The following is a 16396-nucleotide window of genomic DNA, read 5'->3' as shown; positions in this document are numbered from 1 at the left end:
TGAAATTAAACTGCAAAAAAACACAAAAACTATTGTAGCCGCTGCCGCAATCAATCGCAGATCGTAGAATAAAAAATCAGCCTCGCATCATCGCCGCGAGTAACTGACTTTTCAAGGTCTTGATCAAAGCGGTTTCATCCGGCGGCACGCCTTCATCCGCAGTGGTCGCGCGATCCGCATAAAACAAGCCCAGGGGCTTCTTTTGTATGACCAGCGGCAAAATAATGAAACTGCGGGCGTCCGGTAATAATTCCTGATGCCAGGCTGGCAATAAACTGCGGATTTTTGGCACCATCGCATCCGAAATCATCACGTCAGCGTTATTGTTTAAGGCAAGCGTAAATAAATCAGATTCAGACTTAGCAGAAAAGAAAAAACTTTTTTGTCGTTCTGCATAATGTTCACCAACCGCCAGGCGCGCGACATAACGCCCGCTGCTGATATCGCGCAGGCAGACTGTGGCAAAACGAAATCCCATGCTGGTGTACAAGGTTTCGAGCACCAGCAAGATCAGATCATTCAATTTATAGTCATCGGAGGTCAGCATCTGCGTCACATCCTGCACGCCGGTCAGCAACAGATCGCGCGCGTTGTGCGGTTTTCCGCTGGGGTAACGTATCGCTTCCTGCGCGGGAGTGACTTCGGCGGTCTTCAGCAAAAACTCACTGGGAACACCCAGCGTTTTCAATAATTCCGGCGCTTCTGCATTCGCCTCTGGCAAGGCAATATCCATGCTCTTTGCCATCTGGCGGGTCTCAGCTTCGACTTTGAGCAACAAATCGTCCAGCATCGCCTGATCCAGCTCCAGCACTTTACCGAAGCGCTTCAGCAATTTTTCATAACGGGCTGATTTATCGCCGGCGCCCGAAATCAGAATACCGGCCAGCGCATCGCTGAAGCTTGCCACTTGTTTCAGCCATTCATTACGTTGCGTGCTCTTGCGCAGCTCGCCGGAAGGCAACGGCGCCATCGCCTGAATAATTGCGTCCGGGATTTTCCAGCCTTGCAACGCCAGCTCGCCAAAGCGCTCGAAGCTACAGCCGAGCAACAAGACCGATGCCGCATCCTCACTGGTTTCTCCGGTGGCGGCAACATTCTGGATACGAGAAAATAATCCATGGTCAAACGAGGCAATCAGAACCTTGCCGACATTCTTGAACAAGGAAGCAACCGCCGCTTCTTCGCCATCCTGAAAACGCCCGCGCTGAGCAATTTCTCGGCCGATGATACTGGCGCACAAAGAATGAATCAGCTCTTTACGTACACTGACCGCCTGCGCCTGATCCTTGAAAAAATCGACCAGCAGCATCGCCAGCGCACTGGTTTTCACCGTGTTAAATCCGAGCAGAAATATCGAACGTGAAATGGTCGTTACTGCAGCGCCGGCGGCAGTCCGGTATTGCACCGTATTTGCCAAGCGCAAGATTTTTTGCGTCAGGCCGACATCCGACAAAACAAAATGCGCAAGACGGGAAACCGAATCTTCGCCGGACGAGGTAATCTCAACGACTTTAGCAATCGCGACACCCAGTGTCGGTAAATCGTTTTCGTCTCTGATTTTTTTTAATAAGCGTTCGCGATGCGACTCGAGGGGAATCTGGGAGAAACCTGCTGTCGGATAAGTTGCCATATTTCCTGCGTGTGCAGCCAATAAATTCAACAAGATACTGTGCGACTCCTGTCTGCCGCAGCTCCGTCACCGGCGCGGCTGGCAGGTATGGCAAACGATCTAATTTTTAGTGAAACGACTGATACTCAAACCATATTTTTTCTGCAGCTCATCATATAAACCACGAATCGCTTTCAGTCGCGGATTCATAGGATCAAGATGACGCGCAGATTCGATCAGCGCCTTCGCCTGCTCGCCGATAGTATTGTCCCAGCCAAGATTTTCCAGACATTTCAATGCCGCCAACGCGGCATTCATCACGACTTGTGAATTATCCGGCGATTTACGGGCAGCGGCCGTCATCAGCTCAACCGAGCCGCGGAAATCGCCCTGCTTCGCTTTTTGCACACCCAGCGCCACCAGATCCATAACTTCCTTCTTGCTGCGCTGTGCCAGCTCTTTCGCCAGATGCCCTTTGCCGGCGCTTTCAAACACGCCCATCGCCTTGTTCATGACCTGCTGGTTACTCGCCGCATTTTTCATCACATCGAGAATGATTTCTGAGGCCGCATCTTCATTGTCATTATCCAGACAACTCTTGGCCAATCCGATCTTGGCGCCAGTCGATAAACCGATGTCTTCGCGCGAGGCTTCGACGGCGGCACCGAGTTCTTCGGTCAGTCGCGCATCACCGGTTTTGGCATGTACCATCGCATTTGAAATCGCGCGGCAGGCCGCGGTCTTTTTCAGACCCACCATACTTCTGTCCATGTCGCGGATCACCGATTTGGCCTGATCGGTATCGCCTTTTTTGACCAGCGCATCGACCAGATTCATGTGATCTTCAGGATCGCGGAATTCTGAAAATTTTGCCTTGCTGACGACTTTTTTAAACACGTTTTCTGCAGTCTCGATGTCGCCAGTTTCCATTGCAATCCGCCCCAGATTACGCAAGCGGCGCACACCATGCGGCGAAACAGTGACCGCGGTATCGAGCACTTCTTTGGCTTCGGGTAACTGGCCGACCATTTCATGCGTCTTCGCCAGCCAGTCATACGCATCCATGTATTTACTGTTTTCCGCGACCAGATTTTTCAGTATGCTTTCCGCTTCCTGATATTTACCCTGCATATACAGCGTTTTCGCCAGCCCCAGACGAGCCCAGGCAACCGCTTTCATTTCAAATAACTGGGTGTACAAGGCTTCGGCTTCCGCTGCCTCGCCCAGCACCACGTGCAGTTCTGCACGCAAACGCATGAAATCAATTAAATAACGCGGAAACTCGCGTTCGCCATGATAGGTAGCGGTGATGGCTTCATTGATTTCGCCCTGCTCCATCAGGTGATAGATTTCGACAAAGGCTTTACGTTTTTCCAGCGCACGCACGACACGTTCGAGCAACATGTCGGCCGTAAATGGCTTGAGCAGATAATCCGACGGGGCAAGTTCGGCAGCACTGACGACTTTCGCATAAGAGCGCTCTGCCGTCACCATGATAAAGATGGTCGATAGTGGCGCGAGCTTGTGATGGCGGATATCTTCGAGTAATTGCTGACCATCCTGACCAACGCCGAGATCGTATTCGCACAGTATCAGATCGAATACTTTGGCCTGTATCGTGCGCACTGCGGTACCGGCAGTCAGCGAGTGCTCGATTTTGGTAATGCCACACAGATTCAGCATATTGTGCAAACTGACCCGCATTCCCTGATGCGGTTCAATGAGCAATGCCCTGATTTCGCTGAGTTCGCTCATTTCTACCTTTAGCGTAATTTTTTGTTTGTAATCGCTAGTAAGACATATCAGATAGCAATGCTGATATAAGTTCAGCAACCTCCTGATTGCTGCCACGCCTGTCGATTCATTATATTAAAGTGACGGCGAAATAGCGTAAAAACTTTAATCGGCTAACGCTGCAAAATCGGTGAAAAACCGACATTGTTTCTGCGCGTTTGTACTCACTTGAAGACACGCGCAAGCAACAACACGACCAGCGAAATCAGTATCGTTGAGGCAAACGGAAAAGAAAAATCACGGCCAAATAAGCGAAAACGAAGGTCGCCGGGCAAGCGTCCTATACCCAGTTTTTCCAGCCAGGGCAGCAGACTCGAAAACACCACGACGGCCAGAAATATCGTCAATACCCAGCGAAACATCAGATACTCCCCCCTGTTTTCATGAAAAACACCTTTATGTCCTTATAAACAATGGGCTTCAAAATATACTCCCCCCAGTATATTGGACACCTATTTTCACGTCAGCACGCGATCAAAGACGGTGACTGCGGTCGTGCCGCAGTAAATTGTCAGGAAGATCAATCCCGCTGCCGACGACAAGGACTTTGAATAACTCGCCCATTTCCGCCGGGGAGATCAGTTTTTGCAGCGCGTTCGCCTGCGGCAGATAAGCCTTTACCTCTTCCGGCGAGGTACGGCTGAGGATGTCTGCAATGCCCGATTCGAGTAAAAAACCGGCCTGACTGGTGTAGCTCAATACAGACAAATTTTCTTCCAGCGCCGCGCGCGCCATGGCAGTAAAGTCAACATGCGCGGTAATATCTTGCAAGCCTGGCAAATAAAACGGATCTGGATGCGCATGATGTCGATAGTGACACATCAGGCTACCCTGATTACGTTGCGGATGATAATACTCGTGCGCCGGAAAGCCGTAATCGATCAGAATTGCCGCGCTGCCTTTGCCGCTGGCAGCTCGCCCGGCATTGAGCATCTGCGCCAGACTGTGCATGAAGCCGCTGGCGACCGCATGCACTTCCGTCAGATAGCCGACCGGCAGCTCGTTCGCATCAGGAATCTGCGCGCATTTTTCTGCATCGCAGGCGCGTTCGCGGTATTGCAAAGACGCGGCGTCATTGTCGTTGTCGTCTGCCAGCGCCACTCCTATCTCACACCAGCCATCAGCGGTCTTGCGCACCAGATCAACGGGCATCGCATCAAGCACTTCATTGCCGAGCACGATGCCGGAAAACGCAGCCGGCATTTGCTGCAACCAGACCACCTGCGGAAAGTCTTTCAGCAAATCTTCCTGACGGGCGCGCAATTCGCCAGACAATTCCACGATAAAATAGCGTTCTATCGCGATACCGGATAATTGACACTCCGTTAAAAAATCTTTGGCGAGCTTCCCGGTACCGGCGCCGAATTCCATGACTTGCGCGGTGGTTTGGGCGAATAATTTGCCCGCCAGCGTGGCCAGCGTCGCACCGAACAAAGCAGACATTTCCGGGGCTGTTGTAAAATCGCCGTCTTTGCCTAATTTTGTGGCACCGCCGCTGTAATAACCCAGATCCGGCGCATACAAGGCCAGTTCCATGTAGCGCGAAAAAGGGATCCAGCCCTGATGTTGCCTGATGTCGTCAATGATGAGCTGTTGCAGTGCCTGTGAAGCTGCGAGCGCCTCCGGCGCAGGATTAGGAAGAGATAATTTTTGCATACCGGCATTGTAGTAAAAACCCCGTAGTCACGTTAAAGAATTTCCATGACCCAGACCAAGCTCAACAACACCGAGGCGCGTGTTGCTCTCGTTACCGGCGGCGCGAAACGCATAGGGCGGCATATCGCCCTGACGATGGCGCAACAAGGCTGGGATATCGTCGTGCATTTCGGCACGTCGGCCACCGATGCCGCCAGCGTGGTGCAGGAAATTCAGACACTGGGGCGACGCGCAATCGCTTTGCCATGCGACCTGGCCGATGAAACCGCGACGCGCGCTTTGTTACCGCAGGCGATTGCCGCGATGGGGGCGGTGCATTGTGTGGTGAACAACGCGTCCCTGTTTGCCGAAGACAGCGCCAGCAGTTTTACTTATGCCGCGCTCGACCGCCACATGCACGCCAATCTGGGCGCACCGTTGATATTGGCACAGGCACTGCATGCGGCCACCGCTGAAGGTCAGCAAGCCTGCGTGATTAATTTGCTCGATCAGAAATTATTTAATCTGAATCCCGATTTTTTATCGTATACCCTGTCCAAAGCTGCACTACAATGCGCGACCACGACACTGGCACAGGCGCTGGCACCGAAAGTACGGGTGGTTGGTATCGCGCCCGGCATTACGATGGTGTCCGGTCATCAGAGCGAGGCCGATTTTCAGCAGGCGCATCAGGTTACGCCGCTGGGTCGCTCCAGTACACCGGAAGATATCGCGCGCACAGTCTGTTTTGTGGCTGACAGCCCGGCCATGACAGGTACGACCCTGCTGGTTGATGGTGGCCAGCATTTAATTCCTTTGCAGCGCGATGTGATGTTTGTCGCCACTGCGAATAATACGAACTAAGATTAATACGAATAATACGTCGGCCTGGCGATAAGCTTGCCACAGCTTACCCGCTGATACGCTACCCAGAATCACGTTTTTACTTTATCAGGCTACTTATGCTATCCATTTTGCACCACCCACAACTCGCTGACTGCCGCCGCTTGTTTTTACGGAACTACGAAATATCGATCAACATCGGTGTGCACGAGTTCGAGAAAAAAGGCGAACAGCGCGTCTTGATCAATGTCGATCTGTATATCCCGCTGGCACTCTCGACACCGAAAGACGATCAGCTCGATGAAGTCGTCGATTACGATTTCATGCGCGGCACGATTGCCGCCCGCGTTGCGCAGGGTCATGTGCATTTGCAGGAAACCCTGTGTGACGACGTGGCCCGTATCATGCTGGCACATCCGCGCGTGCGCGCTGTGCGTGTATCGACCATGAAGCCGGATGTGTATCCCGATTGCGAAGGCGTCGGTGTTGAAGTATTCCAGATCAAAACAGAAATTTGAGTCACCCCATGCAAGTAACTAACGTCTCTTTCAATGAGCAGGCTGCCGACAGCAAGCAAGCGGCAGATAGTGCTGCGACTAAATCGCAGGAAAAAATCACCTACGAAAACAATAAACTGCACAAACGTCTGTGCCGTCAGGTCGGCCAGGCGATTGGTGATTTCAATATGATAGAAGACGGTGACAAAGTCATGGTCTGTCTGTCGGGCGGCAAAGACAGCTATGCGCTGCTTGATATTCTGATGACGCTGCGTGAACGCGCACCTATCCATTTTGATATCGTCGCGGTCAATCTCGATCAGAAGCAACCCAACTTTCCGGCCGATGTTTTACCGGCGTATCTCGAAAAAATCGGCATTCCGTATCACATCGAAAACCAGGATACCTACAGCATCGTTAAGCGCCTGATCCCGGAAGGCAAAACCACCTGCTCGCTGTGTTCGCGCCTGCGTCGCGGTATTCTGTACCGCGTTGCCGATGAACTGGGCGCAAATAAAATCGCACTCGGCCATCACCGAGACGACATTCTGGAAACCTTTTTCCTGAATATGTTTTTCGGCGGAAAAATCAAAGGTATGCCAGCGAAATTGCAATCCGATGATGGCAAGCACATCGTCATTCGCCCGATGGCGTATGTCAAAGAGGCCGATACCGAGCGTTATGCACAGGTCAAAAATTTCCCTATCATTCCTTGCGATCTGTGCGGTTCGCAGGAAAATCTGCAACGCAAGCAAATCAAAAATCTGATGCGTGAATGGGATAAGAAATATCCGGGTCGGGTAGAGAATATTTTCTCGTCCTTATCGACCGTTGTGCCTTCCCATCTGATGGATAAAAACCTGTTCAACTTCACCGATCTGCAACTAAACGGCGAAGTCAATCCCGATGGCGATATCGCATTTGACGAAGAGCCATGCGCCACGCCAACCAGCGGCGTGATTCAACTGCATCTGGATCAGGACGATTAAGTCTTTTTCACTGACATAAAAAAAGCGGGCATGAAGTCAGTTCATGTCCGCTTTTTTATTTTCTTTGCTGCGTTCGTTTCAGGCCAGTTTCCCTTCGCGGAAATCGCTGATCGCCTTGAAGATCTCTTGCTGACTATTCATCACAAACGGCCCGTACTGCACTATCGGTTCACCCAGCGGCTCTCCGGCAATCAACAGCGCACGGGTAGCTGTGGCTGCGCTGATGATGACGCCATCCGCCTCTGCTACTTTTTTCAGGATCGCCATTCTTTGCTGTGGTACGGCTTTGCCAGCAACGTCCAGCTCGCCTTCGTACACATACAAAAACGCATTGGCCGTCGCACTCAGATGCTGGCGGAATTGTGTACCGGCAGGCAGGTGAATATCGAGATACAAAGGCTGCGTTACTTCACGCTGCATCGCACCAGCAACGCCATGACTATGCCCGGCAATCACGCGTGCTTTCACGCCTTCTGCGGTCAGCAATTCAGGAATCGCTTCACTCTGAATATCGCGATACCAAGGCGCGATCATCTTGTCTTTGGCAGGCAGATTCAGCCATAACTGAAAACCTGCCATACGGCCTTCTTCCTGTTCCGGCATTTCTGAGTGAATCACGCCTCGCCCGGCGGTCATCCATTGCACGCCACCGTTTTGCAGCAAACCTTCGTTTCCGGCGCTGTCGCGATGACGCATACGCCCGGTCAGCATATAGGTGATGGTTTCAAAGCCGCGATGCGGATGGTCGGGAAAGCCGCCGATGTAATCATCCGCTTCGTCGCTGCCAAACGCATCCAGCATAAGGTAAGGATCAAGACGATACTGGAACGGTTGCGTCAACACCCGAGTCAGTTTGACGCCGGCACCATCGGAGGTCGCCTGACCGGCAACCAGTTGCTCCACCACCCGTGACTGGCTGACGTTTTCTGTCTGCAGATCTGTATGTACAGTGCTCATCCTGATTCTCCTTGTAACTGATCGCGCCAGAGCGTAATCAGGCTTTCAGTGCGTCTTCAATTTGTTGCGTCGCTGAAGCAATCGCTGCCGCTTCGGCGTCCGGGCCCATCGCCAGACCTTCAGCATAAATGAATTCCACATCGGTCATGCCGAGGAAGCCGAAGAAAGTTTTCAGATACGGCATTTGAGTGTCGTTCGGTGTATTGCGATACAAGCCACCGCGGGTCAGCACTACATACACTTTTTTACCGGTCAGCAAACCTTCAGGACCATTCGCGGTATAACGGAACGTGACCTGGGCGCGGGAAATCGCGTCGATCCAGTTTTTCAGCTGGGACGAAATACCGAAGTTATACATCGGTGCGCCGAGCACAACCACGTCTGCAGCCTGAATTTCTGCGATCAGCGCATCATCTTGTGCCACACGCGCCTGCTGCGCTGCATTGCGCTGATCTGCTGGAGTGAACAAGGCTTGCAAGGCCGCTTCGTCGAGTGCCGGATGTGGCGTGTGTCCCAGATCACGCACTGTCAGGGCTGCGCCGGGATTAGCCGCGAGCAAACGCTCGACCAGCACTTTAGACAAACGGTTGGAATGGGAACCTTCGGAACGGACGCTGGAATTGACTTGTAAGAGTTTCATTTTCTTGCCTTTGATAAAGTGGTTAAGGGTCAGATGACCATGAACGTACTTTATCTGTTCCAAAGGAATTACAGAAGACCATAAATTGGATATCATTATCCCAAATATGAAACAATAGCTTATTTCATCAATCAAGCCACCCAGCTCCACAAAAAATCAAGCGAAAAGAGAACGACGATGCAACTGGAAGCGAATGATCTTTTACTGTTTGCCCGCATTGTGGCTGAAGGCAGCTTCAGCAAGGCGGCGGCCCGTTTAGCGGTACCGAAATCGACTTTGTCGCGCCGCATCACGGCACTCGAATCGCAACTCGGTGAACGGCTGCTGCTGCGCACGACCCGCAAACTCAGCGTCACTGAATTTGGTCAGCATGTCTTGCAACACGCGCAGCATGTGCAGGAAGAAGTGGATGCCACTCTGGCGCTGACCCAGCATCGCCAGGCCGAACCATCGGGACGCCTGCGGGTTTCGATGCCCGCCGATTTTGCGAATCAGGAAATGAGCCAGTTCTTATCTGCGCTGATCGCCGCACATCCAGCGATTGCGTTTGAAATTGATTTGTCACCGCGCCGTGTTGATCTGATTGGTGAGAATTTCGATGTCGCCATCCGCACTGGTGATTTGCCGGATGATGCCTCGCTCGCAGCGCGCCGGCTGGCCGTTTTCACGGTGGGTTTGTACGCGTCACCGGCCTACATCGCGCGACACGGCTTACCCAGCGAGCCGGAAGCGCTGATGGAGCACGATGCCTTGCTACTGCTGGCGCGCAATGGCGAAGCAACGCCGTGGAAACTGAGTCGCAATGAAGAAAAATGGGAAGGCATTCCACCCGGACGCGCCAGCGCCAATTCGCCGGAACTCCTGACGCGCCTCGCGCGCAACGGCGATGGCATCATCATGCTGCCGGATAATTTTGCGGAATGCTATGTGAAATCGGGCGAACTGATACGCATCCTCGGCGACTGGCAATCGCCGGATATCAAACTGTGGGCAGTCTTTCCCGGCCGTCGTCTGATGCCAGCGCGCACCAGAGTGTTTCTTGATGCCTTGCAGCAGCAATTCGCCGGAGCATGTCCACAGAAAACTTAGTCTGCAACATCCTGAAAATCTGAAAAAATGAGGTTTTGATGGGAGTATATGGCGATTTCGCCTTTATCTCCTTATAAACAAAGGGCTTTAAAATATACTCCCCCCAGTATATTTTCCGCTTCCGGGGCCGGAAATAGCTGAAAAATGGTAGCCGCAGCCATTAACGCATGCTTGATTTCAACTGAATGATGTCGCCAGCGACCATGAACTTGCCATAACCCAGATGATGCAAGGTGCGCGGCGCCGTCACCGCCGGATCACGCCAGGCCTTGACGACTTCCAGCACAAACTGACCGTATTTTTTGACCCTGCTGATGTCCACCACCCGGCATTCCAGACTCGCATAACATTCAGCGATCAGCGGCGCACCCACCATTTTTGCGGCGACCGCCGTCAGCCCGGATAGCAGGAATTTATCGGTATCCGCCCCGCTGACATTACCGCATTGCACGACTTGTTCCGCAATCTCGGCGGTCGGAATATTGATCACACATTCCCGCGTCGCCATCAGCAAATCGAAAGAGTAATTACGGTTGCTGACAACGCAGCTCAACAGCGGCGGCTCGAATTCCAGCATCGCATGCCACGACATCGTCATCACATTCGCCCGCCCTGCAGCCGCCGTCGTCAGCAACACCACCGGCCCAGGTTCCAGCAAGCCATAGACCTTGGCTAAGGGATAAGATTTTTTGGGCATGATTTCAGTTCGCTCAATTGTCGTCTTCACTGCTGCACGCTATCCATACAAGCACAAAAAACTGAGCCCGTGAAACGATCAACGATTCACAGGCTCATATTGTGCAACATTCCCTTATCAACAAAACGCTGCGATCAGCGGCTCATGCCCTTTAACATCCCCAACACACTACCCAGGGTATCGTCCATTGCATTACCTTCAGGCACAGTGCCGTCCGGCGTTAACTTGTCAACGACCTGAGGTAACAGCTCTGCCAGATGACCTGACACTTCCTCCGCGGAAAATCCAAATTTTTCAGCGATCGCCTGTACCTGTTCACTGCCGAGTACCGACTGTAACTGCTCAGCAGATATCGGCAGATTCTCGCCGGTTGCGACCCAAGAGGAAACCACGCCACCCAGCCCTTTTTCCTGAAATATGGTGATCAAACCGCTCAGGCCGCCGATCTGCGGATTATTCATCAAACCGCCTATCGCTTCCAACAACCCCGCATGCTGCGTTGCGCCTGTCTGACCGGACTGCGTCAACGAGCCCAATACTTGTCCTGCGATTGAATCGAATAACCCCATCATCATCTCCTCAACTAAGCTACTGAACGCCTGAATGTCCCTACATTCAGGATCTGACCAGATTTCCTTACCTAGTATAAGCACAGATCAGCCAAATGAGCAGCAACTGGTTTCAGCGATGAATACGGTCTGCGCCAAAACCTTAGCTTCTGGCAGGCAATAAAGTCCCGGCAACTTCGCCGAAACCTATGCGTGGCAGGCCTTGTTTTTGTGTCCAGCCGCGCAGGATGACGGTGTCGCCATCCTCCAGAAACAGCCTTTGCTCACCATTACTCAGTGCAACCGGCTTTTTGCCGCCGTCGGTCAGTTCCAGCAGGGAACCTGCTTCTTCCGGAGCCGGGCCGGACTGGGTGCCGGAACCGAGCAGATCGCCGGGATTGAGGTTACAACCATTGACCGTGTGATGCGTGACGAGTTGCGCGACCGTCCAGTACGAATCGCGGAAATTCGATGTGGACAGGCGTTGCGGCGCAGCGCCGTCGGCACGCATTTTTTCAGTTTGCAGTAAGACTTCGAGCTGAATATCAAACGCGCCGCTGTCGCGCAGATCGGGTGCGTCCAGATACGGCAAGGGTTGCGGGTCAGCCGCATCGCGTTGCCACGCCTGACGATATGGCGCCAGCGCTTCCAGCGTCACGACCCATGGTGAAATCGTGGTGGCAAAATTCTTGGCGAGGAAAGGGCCGAGCGGCTGATATTCCCAGGCCTGCACATCACGAGCAGACCAGTCATTCAACAGGCACAGGCCGAATACATGCGCTTCGGCCTGATCCATGCCAACCACATCGCCCAGCGCATTACCCTGACCGATAAAAATGCCGATTTCTAGTTCGTAATCCATGCGCTTGGCCGGGCCGAATACCGGTGTCTCTGCTGTCGGCGGTTTGGTTTGCGCGACCGGGCGACGGAATTGCTGGCCGGACACGCCTATCGACGAAGCGCGTCCGTGATAACCGATCGGTACCCATTTGTAGTTCGGCAGCAGCGGATTATCGGGACGGAATAATTTGCCGACGGCGGTAGCATGATGCAGCGAGGTGTAAAAATCGGTGTAATCGCCAATCTGCGCAGGCAAGGCATATTCTGCCGCGCTTTGCGGCAGCAGGCAGTTTTGCAATGCGGCCAGATGTTTGGCGTCAGCCCGTAATACACGTGATAAAGCCAGACGCAGTGCTGACCAGACCGGCGCACCGAGTGCCATCAGCGCGTTCAGATGTGGCGCATTGACCGCCGCCGTAAAATGCCCGCCCTGCAATTCGGTATAACCGGCAAATGCATGAATCGCATGAGCTGCAGCCAGATCAAGAATCTGGTCACCGATCGCCACACCGATGCGGAAAGCCTGATGGCTGCCGTGGCGGCGAAATACGCCGAAAGGCAGATTCTGGATAGGAAAATCACTGTCAGACTGATTCGCTGATACAACCCAGCTGCGCAGCTCAGGATTGTGGGTTTCATTCAATTGTATCGTCATGGTGGTGCGGTCTTTCACGCTTGTTTTTACGCTTGTTTTGGATTGAAATTTTTTCTGATGCCCTGCCAGCATTGATAATAATCCGCCTGCAATTGCGGCGAAGTCATCGCGGCGCGGGTCGGTTTGATGATGTTACGCGTTTCTATCATGAACGCCATCGTATCAGCGACTTTATGCGGTGTGCTGGTGTCGATGCTGCTGGCTTTTTCAAACGTCGCCGCATCCGGGCCGTGGCCGCTCATGCAGTTATGCAGACTCGCACCACCCGGACGGAAACCGGTCGATTTCGCATCGTATTTTCCATGAATCAGCCCCATGAATTCACTCGCAATATTGCGATGGAACCAGGGCGGGCGGAAGGTATTTTCCGCAGCCAGCCAGCGCGGCGGGAAAATCACGAAATCGATGGTATCGACACCCGGCGTGTCGCTGGGCGATTGCAGCACGAGAAAAATCGAGGGGTCAGGATGATCGTAACTGATCGAACCAATGGTATTGAAATGACGCAGATCATATTTGTACGGCGCGAAATTGCCATGCCAGGCGACCACATCGAGCGGCGAATGGCGGATGTTTGCCGACCACAGATTGCCACTGAATTTGGCCAGCAATTCAAAATCACCTTCTTTATCTTCATACCAGGCGACTGGCGTCTGAAAATCACGCGGATTGGCGAGGCCATTCGAGCCAATCACACCAAGATCAGGCAAGCGGAACATGCTGCCAAAGTTTTCGCAGACATAGCCACGCGCCTCGCCATCCGGTAACTGCACCTGAAAACGGATACCGCGCGGAATCACGGCAATCTCTTGCGGCTCAATATTCATGCGACCCAGCTCGGTGCGGATATGCAAGCGCCCTTGCTGCGGAATGATCAGTAATTCGGCATCGGCGTTGTAATAGAAACGCGTATTCATGTCGCGGTTTGCCGCATACAGATGAATCGCGCAACCGCTCTGCGCATCGGCTGACCCATTGCCTGCCATTGTCAGCCAGCCATCAATAAAATCGGTGGGTGTCTGCGGCATGGGCTGCGGATCCCAGCGCAGTTGATTCGGTGTCGATGGCATCTGACTGAAATCATTCGTCATATTGCCATTGCTGACTTGCTGAAACGGCTGATGCATTGCCGCCGGACGTATGCGATACAACCACGAACGCCGGTTCGCATGGCGTGGTGCGGTAAAGGCCGTTCCGGAAATCTGTTCGGCATACAAACCGTACGCACATTGTTGTGGTGAATTCTGGTGTTGCGGCAACGCGCCAGCCAGAGTTTCGCTGGCAAATTCGTTCGCAAAACCGGTCTGGTAACGAAGGATATCTTGCATGCTCATAGCGCCATCCTTTCAGAAAATAGGAGAATTTCCGGCACTCTACTGCACACAGGTGTTTTTTACGATATAAATACAGAAATACAGATCATTCACAAAATCAATAATTATCAAAGCATGTTAGAAGCCAAAGATATCGACCTGAATCTGCTGGTGGTGTTTCAGCATATTTTTGAAAGCAGACAGATTTCGCTGGTGGCGCGTCAGCTTGGCCTGTCGCAACCGGCGGTCAGCAATGCGCTGGCAAGGCTGCGCCGCAGTTTTGATGATGAACTGTTTGTGCGCACCGCTAACGGCATGCAACCTACTCCACGCGCCGAACAACTGGCAGGTTCCGTCACACTCGCACTCAGCCATATCACGCAGGCCTTGAACAGCGAAGGCAGCTTTGACGCAGCCAGCTCGGAACGCCACTTCACCATCGCCATGACGGATGTGGGAGAAGTCTATTTCATGCCTTTGCTGGTAGAGGAATTGCTGCGGCAAGCACCGCAGATACAAATATCAACAATACGTGCCGGCAGTATCGACCTGAAAACCGAGATGGAATCGGGTCGGGTCGATCTGGCAATTGGCGCGTTTGATGATTTATCGGATGCCTGGTTTCAACGTCGTTTATTCCGGCAGAACTATGTCTGCATGTTGCGGCAAACGCATCCGCTGGTCGGCAAGCCGTTGGAAATCAAGGAATTTGTCGCGGCACGCCATCTGATAGTCGCTTCGCAAGAGGAGCCGTATATCAGTATCAATCAACGTTTGGAAAAAGCGGGCATCCATTCTCACGCTCACTTTAAAGTGCCGCATTTTGTTGCTGTTCCGTATATCGTCAGCAGTAATGATTTACTGGTCACCGTGCCGCGTAAGCTGGCAGAACGGGCGGCAACGCCTTTTGGTTTGACGTATATCAAACCGCCGCTGCGTTTGCCAGCACTGCAAACAAATCTGTTCTGGCACCGTCGCTATCACCAGGATGCCGGCAATCAATGGCTACGGCAGTTTATTTGCGAACGTTTTGTCGAAACGGAAACGCTCAGTTGAAAATACTTCACCGCAAAACTGAAACGTTTTCCCCCATCAGACAGTCAATTTCCCCTACACTTTTGCCTATTCATTAGTCCACCGGAGAATCAGCATGCCTGTCATTACTTGTGTAGAAGACTTACGTTTACTCGCCAAAAAGCGCGTACCTAAAGCATTCTATGACTACGCGGACAGTGGCTCTTATACGGAAAGTACCTATAAGGCGAACAGTAGCGATCTGGCCGCGATCAAGCTGCGCCAGCGCGTCGCCATCAATGTGGATCAGCGCAATACGCGCACCACGATGATAGGTCAGGATGTCACGATGCCGGTCGCCATCGCGCCGACCGGGCTGACCGGTATGCAATGGGCGAACGGCGAAATGCTGGGCGCGATTGCTGCAGAAAAATTCGGCATTCCCTTCACCCTGTCCACCATGAGTATCTGCTCAATTGAAGATGTTGTCAGCGTGACCACCAAGCCATTCTGGTTTCAGCTGTATGTGATGCGCGACCGTGGCTTCGTGAAGGAAATGATACAGCGCGCCAAAGCCTGCAAATGCTCAGCGCTGGTGTTGACACTGGATCTGCAAATTCTCGGTCAGCGTCATAAAGATTTAAAAAACGGCATGTCAGTACCACCGAAACTGACGCTCGCGAATATTCTCGATCTCGCGACCAAACCATCATGGGCGCTGCGCGCACTGGCAGGACGTAAAACCTTCGGTAATCTGGTCGGCCATGTCAAAGGCGGCGACGGCATACTGACCCTGAGCCAATGGACGGCCAGCCAGTTCGATCCTACGCTGAACTGGGACGATGTGGCGTGGATCAAAAAGGAATGGGGTGGCAAGCTTATCCTGAAAGGCATACTGGACGTCGAGGACGCCAAACTGGCAGTGGCTGCCGGTGCCGATGCGATTGTCGTCAGCAATCACGGTGGCCGCCAATTGGATGGTGCGATGTCGTCGATAGAAGCCTTACCGGCGATCGTCGATGCCGTCGGTCATCAGACCGAAGTCTGGTTTGACGGTGGCATACGTACAGGTCAGGATATTCTGAAAGCCACGGCGCTTGGTGCGAAGGGCAGCATGATAGGCCGCGCGTTTCTGTATGGTCTGGGAGCGATGGGCGAAAAAGGCGTCACCACGATGCTGGAAATTTTACAAAAAGAGCTGGATGTCAGCATGGCACTGACCGGCACCAAAGACATACGCGAAGTCAATCTGAGCAATATCATCCGCAAGTAAATT

General features: G+C 52.8%; 16 protein-coding genes. 6 read left to right on the top strand and 10 right to left on the bottom strand.

Annotation, left to right across the window (positions count from 1 at the left end; translation table 11 throughout):
• Positions 1-76 precede the first annotated feature (76 nt).
• The 4 genes from ACOTSW_RS01175 to ACOTSW_RS01160 all read right to left on the bottom strand — a co-directional run bounded on the left by ACOTSW_RS01175 (position 77) and on the right by ACOTSW_RS01160 (position 5059).
• Positions 77-1630, bottom strand: coding sequence for an HDOD domain-containing protein (locus ACOTSW_RS01175; protein ID WP_423680559.1), 1554 nt, complete (start codon positions 1628-1630; stop codon positions 77-79).
• Between the two features lie 99 nt (positions 1631-1729).
• The gene (locus ACOTSW_RS01170) at positions 1730-3364 is read right to left on the bottom strand and encodes a tetratricopeptide repeat protein (protein ID WP_423680558.1); all 1635 of its coding nucleotides are present in this window, start codon (positions 3362-3364) and stop codon (positions 1730-1732) included.
• 203 nt (positions 3365-3567) lie between these two features.
• On the bottom strand, positions 3568-3765 hold the full coding sequence (locus ACOTSW_RS01165; RefSeq protein WP_186883809.1) for a DUF2905 domain-containing protein: 198 nt from the start codon (positions 3763-3765) through the stop codon (positions 3568-3570).
• Between the two features lie 112 nt (positions 3766-3877).
• Positions 3878-5059 (bottom strand): class I SAM-dependent methyltransferase, encoded by a 1182-nt coding sequence (locus ACOTSW_RS01160; protein WP_423680557.1) that lies wholly within the window; start codon positions 5057-5059, stop codon positions 3878-3880.
• Positions 5060-5104: 45 nt separating this feature from the next.
• On the opposite strand from ACOTSW_RS01160, the gene ACOTSW_RS01155 reads away from it, so the two are divergent.
• From ACOTSW_RS01155 to ttcA, 3 genes are all read left to right on the top strand, one after another.
• Positions 5105-5902, top strand: a complete 798-nt coding sequence (locus tag ACOTSW_RS01155; RefSeq protein ID WP_423680556.1) for an SDR family oxidoreductase — start codon at positions 5105-5107, stop codon at positions 5900-5902.
• Positions 5903-6000: 98 nt separating this feature from the next.
• Positions 6001-6399, top strand: coding sequence for a dihydroneopterin aldolase (locus tag ACOTSW_RS01150; protein ID WP_186883812.1), 399 nt, complete (start codon positions 6001-6003; stop codon positions 6397-6399).
• An 8-nt stretch (positions 6400-6407) separates the two neighbouring features.
• The gene (gene ttcA / locus ACOTSW_RS01145) at positions 6408-7367 is read left to right on the top strand and encodes a tRNA 2-thiocytidine(32) synthetase TtcA (RefSeq protein ID WP_423680554.1); all 960 of its coding nucleotides are present in this window, start codon (positions 6408-6410) and stop codon (positions 7365-7367) included.
• A 78-nt stretch (positions 7368-7445) separates the two neighbouring features.
• Here ttcA and ACOTSW_RS01140 read toward each other — a convergent pair whose 3' ends face one another.
• Complete coding sequence (locus tag ACOTSW_RS01140; RefSeq protein WP_423680552.1) at positions 7446-8324, bottom strand: pirin family protein; 879 nt, start codon at positions 8322-8324, stop codon at positions 7446-7448.
• 37 nt (positions 8325-8361) lie between these two features.
• Positions 8362-8964, bottom strand: coding sequence for an FMN-dependent NADH-azoreductase (locus tag ACOTSW_RS01135; protein WP_423680551.1), 603 nt, complete (start codon positions 8962-8964; stop codon positions 8362-8364).
• Positions 8965-9141: 177 nt separating this feature from the next.
• On the opposite strand from ACOTSW_RS01135, the gene ACOTSW_RS01130 reads away from it, so the two are divergent.
• Positions 9142-10053, top strand: coding sequence for a LysR family transcriptional regulator (locus ACOTSW_RS01130; RefSeq protein WP_423680549.1), 912 nt, complete (start codon positions 9142-9144; stop codon positions 10051-10053).
• Positions 10054-10213: 160 nt separating this feature from the next.
• Here ACOTSW_RS01130 and ACOTSW_RS01125 read toward each other — a convergent pair whose 3' ends face one another.
• The 4 genes from ACOTSW_RS01125 to hmgA form a co-directional block, all read right to left on the bottom strand.
• The gene (locus ACOTSW_RS01125) at positions 10214-10750 is read right to left on the bottom strand and encodes a flavin reductase family protein (protein ID WP_423680548.1); all 537 of its coding nucleotides are present in this window, start codon (positions 10748-10750) and stop codon (positions 10214-10216) included.
• A gap of 134 nt (positions 10751-10884) precedes the next feature.
• Positions 10885-11319, bottom strand: a complete 435-nt coding sequence (locus ACOTSW_RS01120; protein ID WP_423680547.1) for a YidB family protein — start codon at positions 11317-11319, stop codon at positions 10885-10887.
• Positions 11320-11461: 142 nt separating this feature from the next.
• Positions 11462-12793, bottom strand: a complete 1332-nt coding sequence (gene fahA / locus ACOTSW_RS01115; protein WP_423680546.1) for a fumarylacetoacetase — start codon at positions 12791-12793, stop codon at positions 11462-11464.
• 26 nt (positions 12794-12819) lie between these two features.
• Positions 12820-14127 (bottom strand): homogentisate 1,2-dioxygenase, encoded by a 1308-nt coding sequence (gene hmgA, locus ACOTSW_RS01110; RefSeq protein WP_423680544.1) that lies wholly within the window; start codon positions 14125-14127, stop codon positions 12820-12822.
• Positions 14128-14241: 114 nt separating this feature from the next.
• Between hmgA and ACOTSW_RS01105 the strand changes: the two genes are divergently transcribed.
• Both ACOTSW_RS01105 and ACOTSW_RS01100 read left to right on the top strand, forming a co-directional pair.
• On the top strand, positions 14242-15162 hold the full coding sequence (locus ACOTSW_RS01105) for a LysR family transcriptional regulator (protein ID WP_423680542.1): 921 nt from the start codon (positions 14242-14244) through the stop codon (positions 15160-15162).
• 94 nt (positions 15163-15256) lie between these two features.
• The gene (locus tag ACOTSW_RS01100; protein ID WP_423680540.1) at positions 15257-16393 is read left to right on the top strand and encodes an alpha-hydroxy acid oxidase; all 1137 of its coding nucleotides are present in this window, start codon (positions 15257-15259) and stop codon (positions 16391-16393) included.
• The last annotated feature ends 3 nt before the right edge of the window (positions 16394-16396 follow it).

The organism is Undibacterium sp. WLHG33, from assembly GCF_049544815.1.
In the GTDB taxonomy this organism is placed as follows: Bacteria; Pseudomonadota; Gammaproteobacteria; order Burkholderiales; family Burkholderiaceae_D; genus Undibacterium.
The sequence above is the reverse complement of the archived record's forward strand: the minus strand, read 5'-3'. Positions and strand labels throughout refer to the sequence as shown.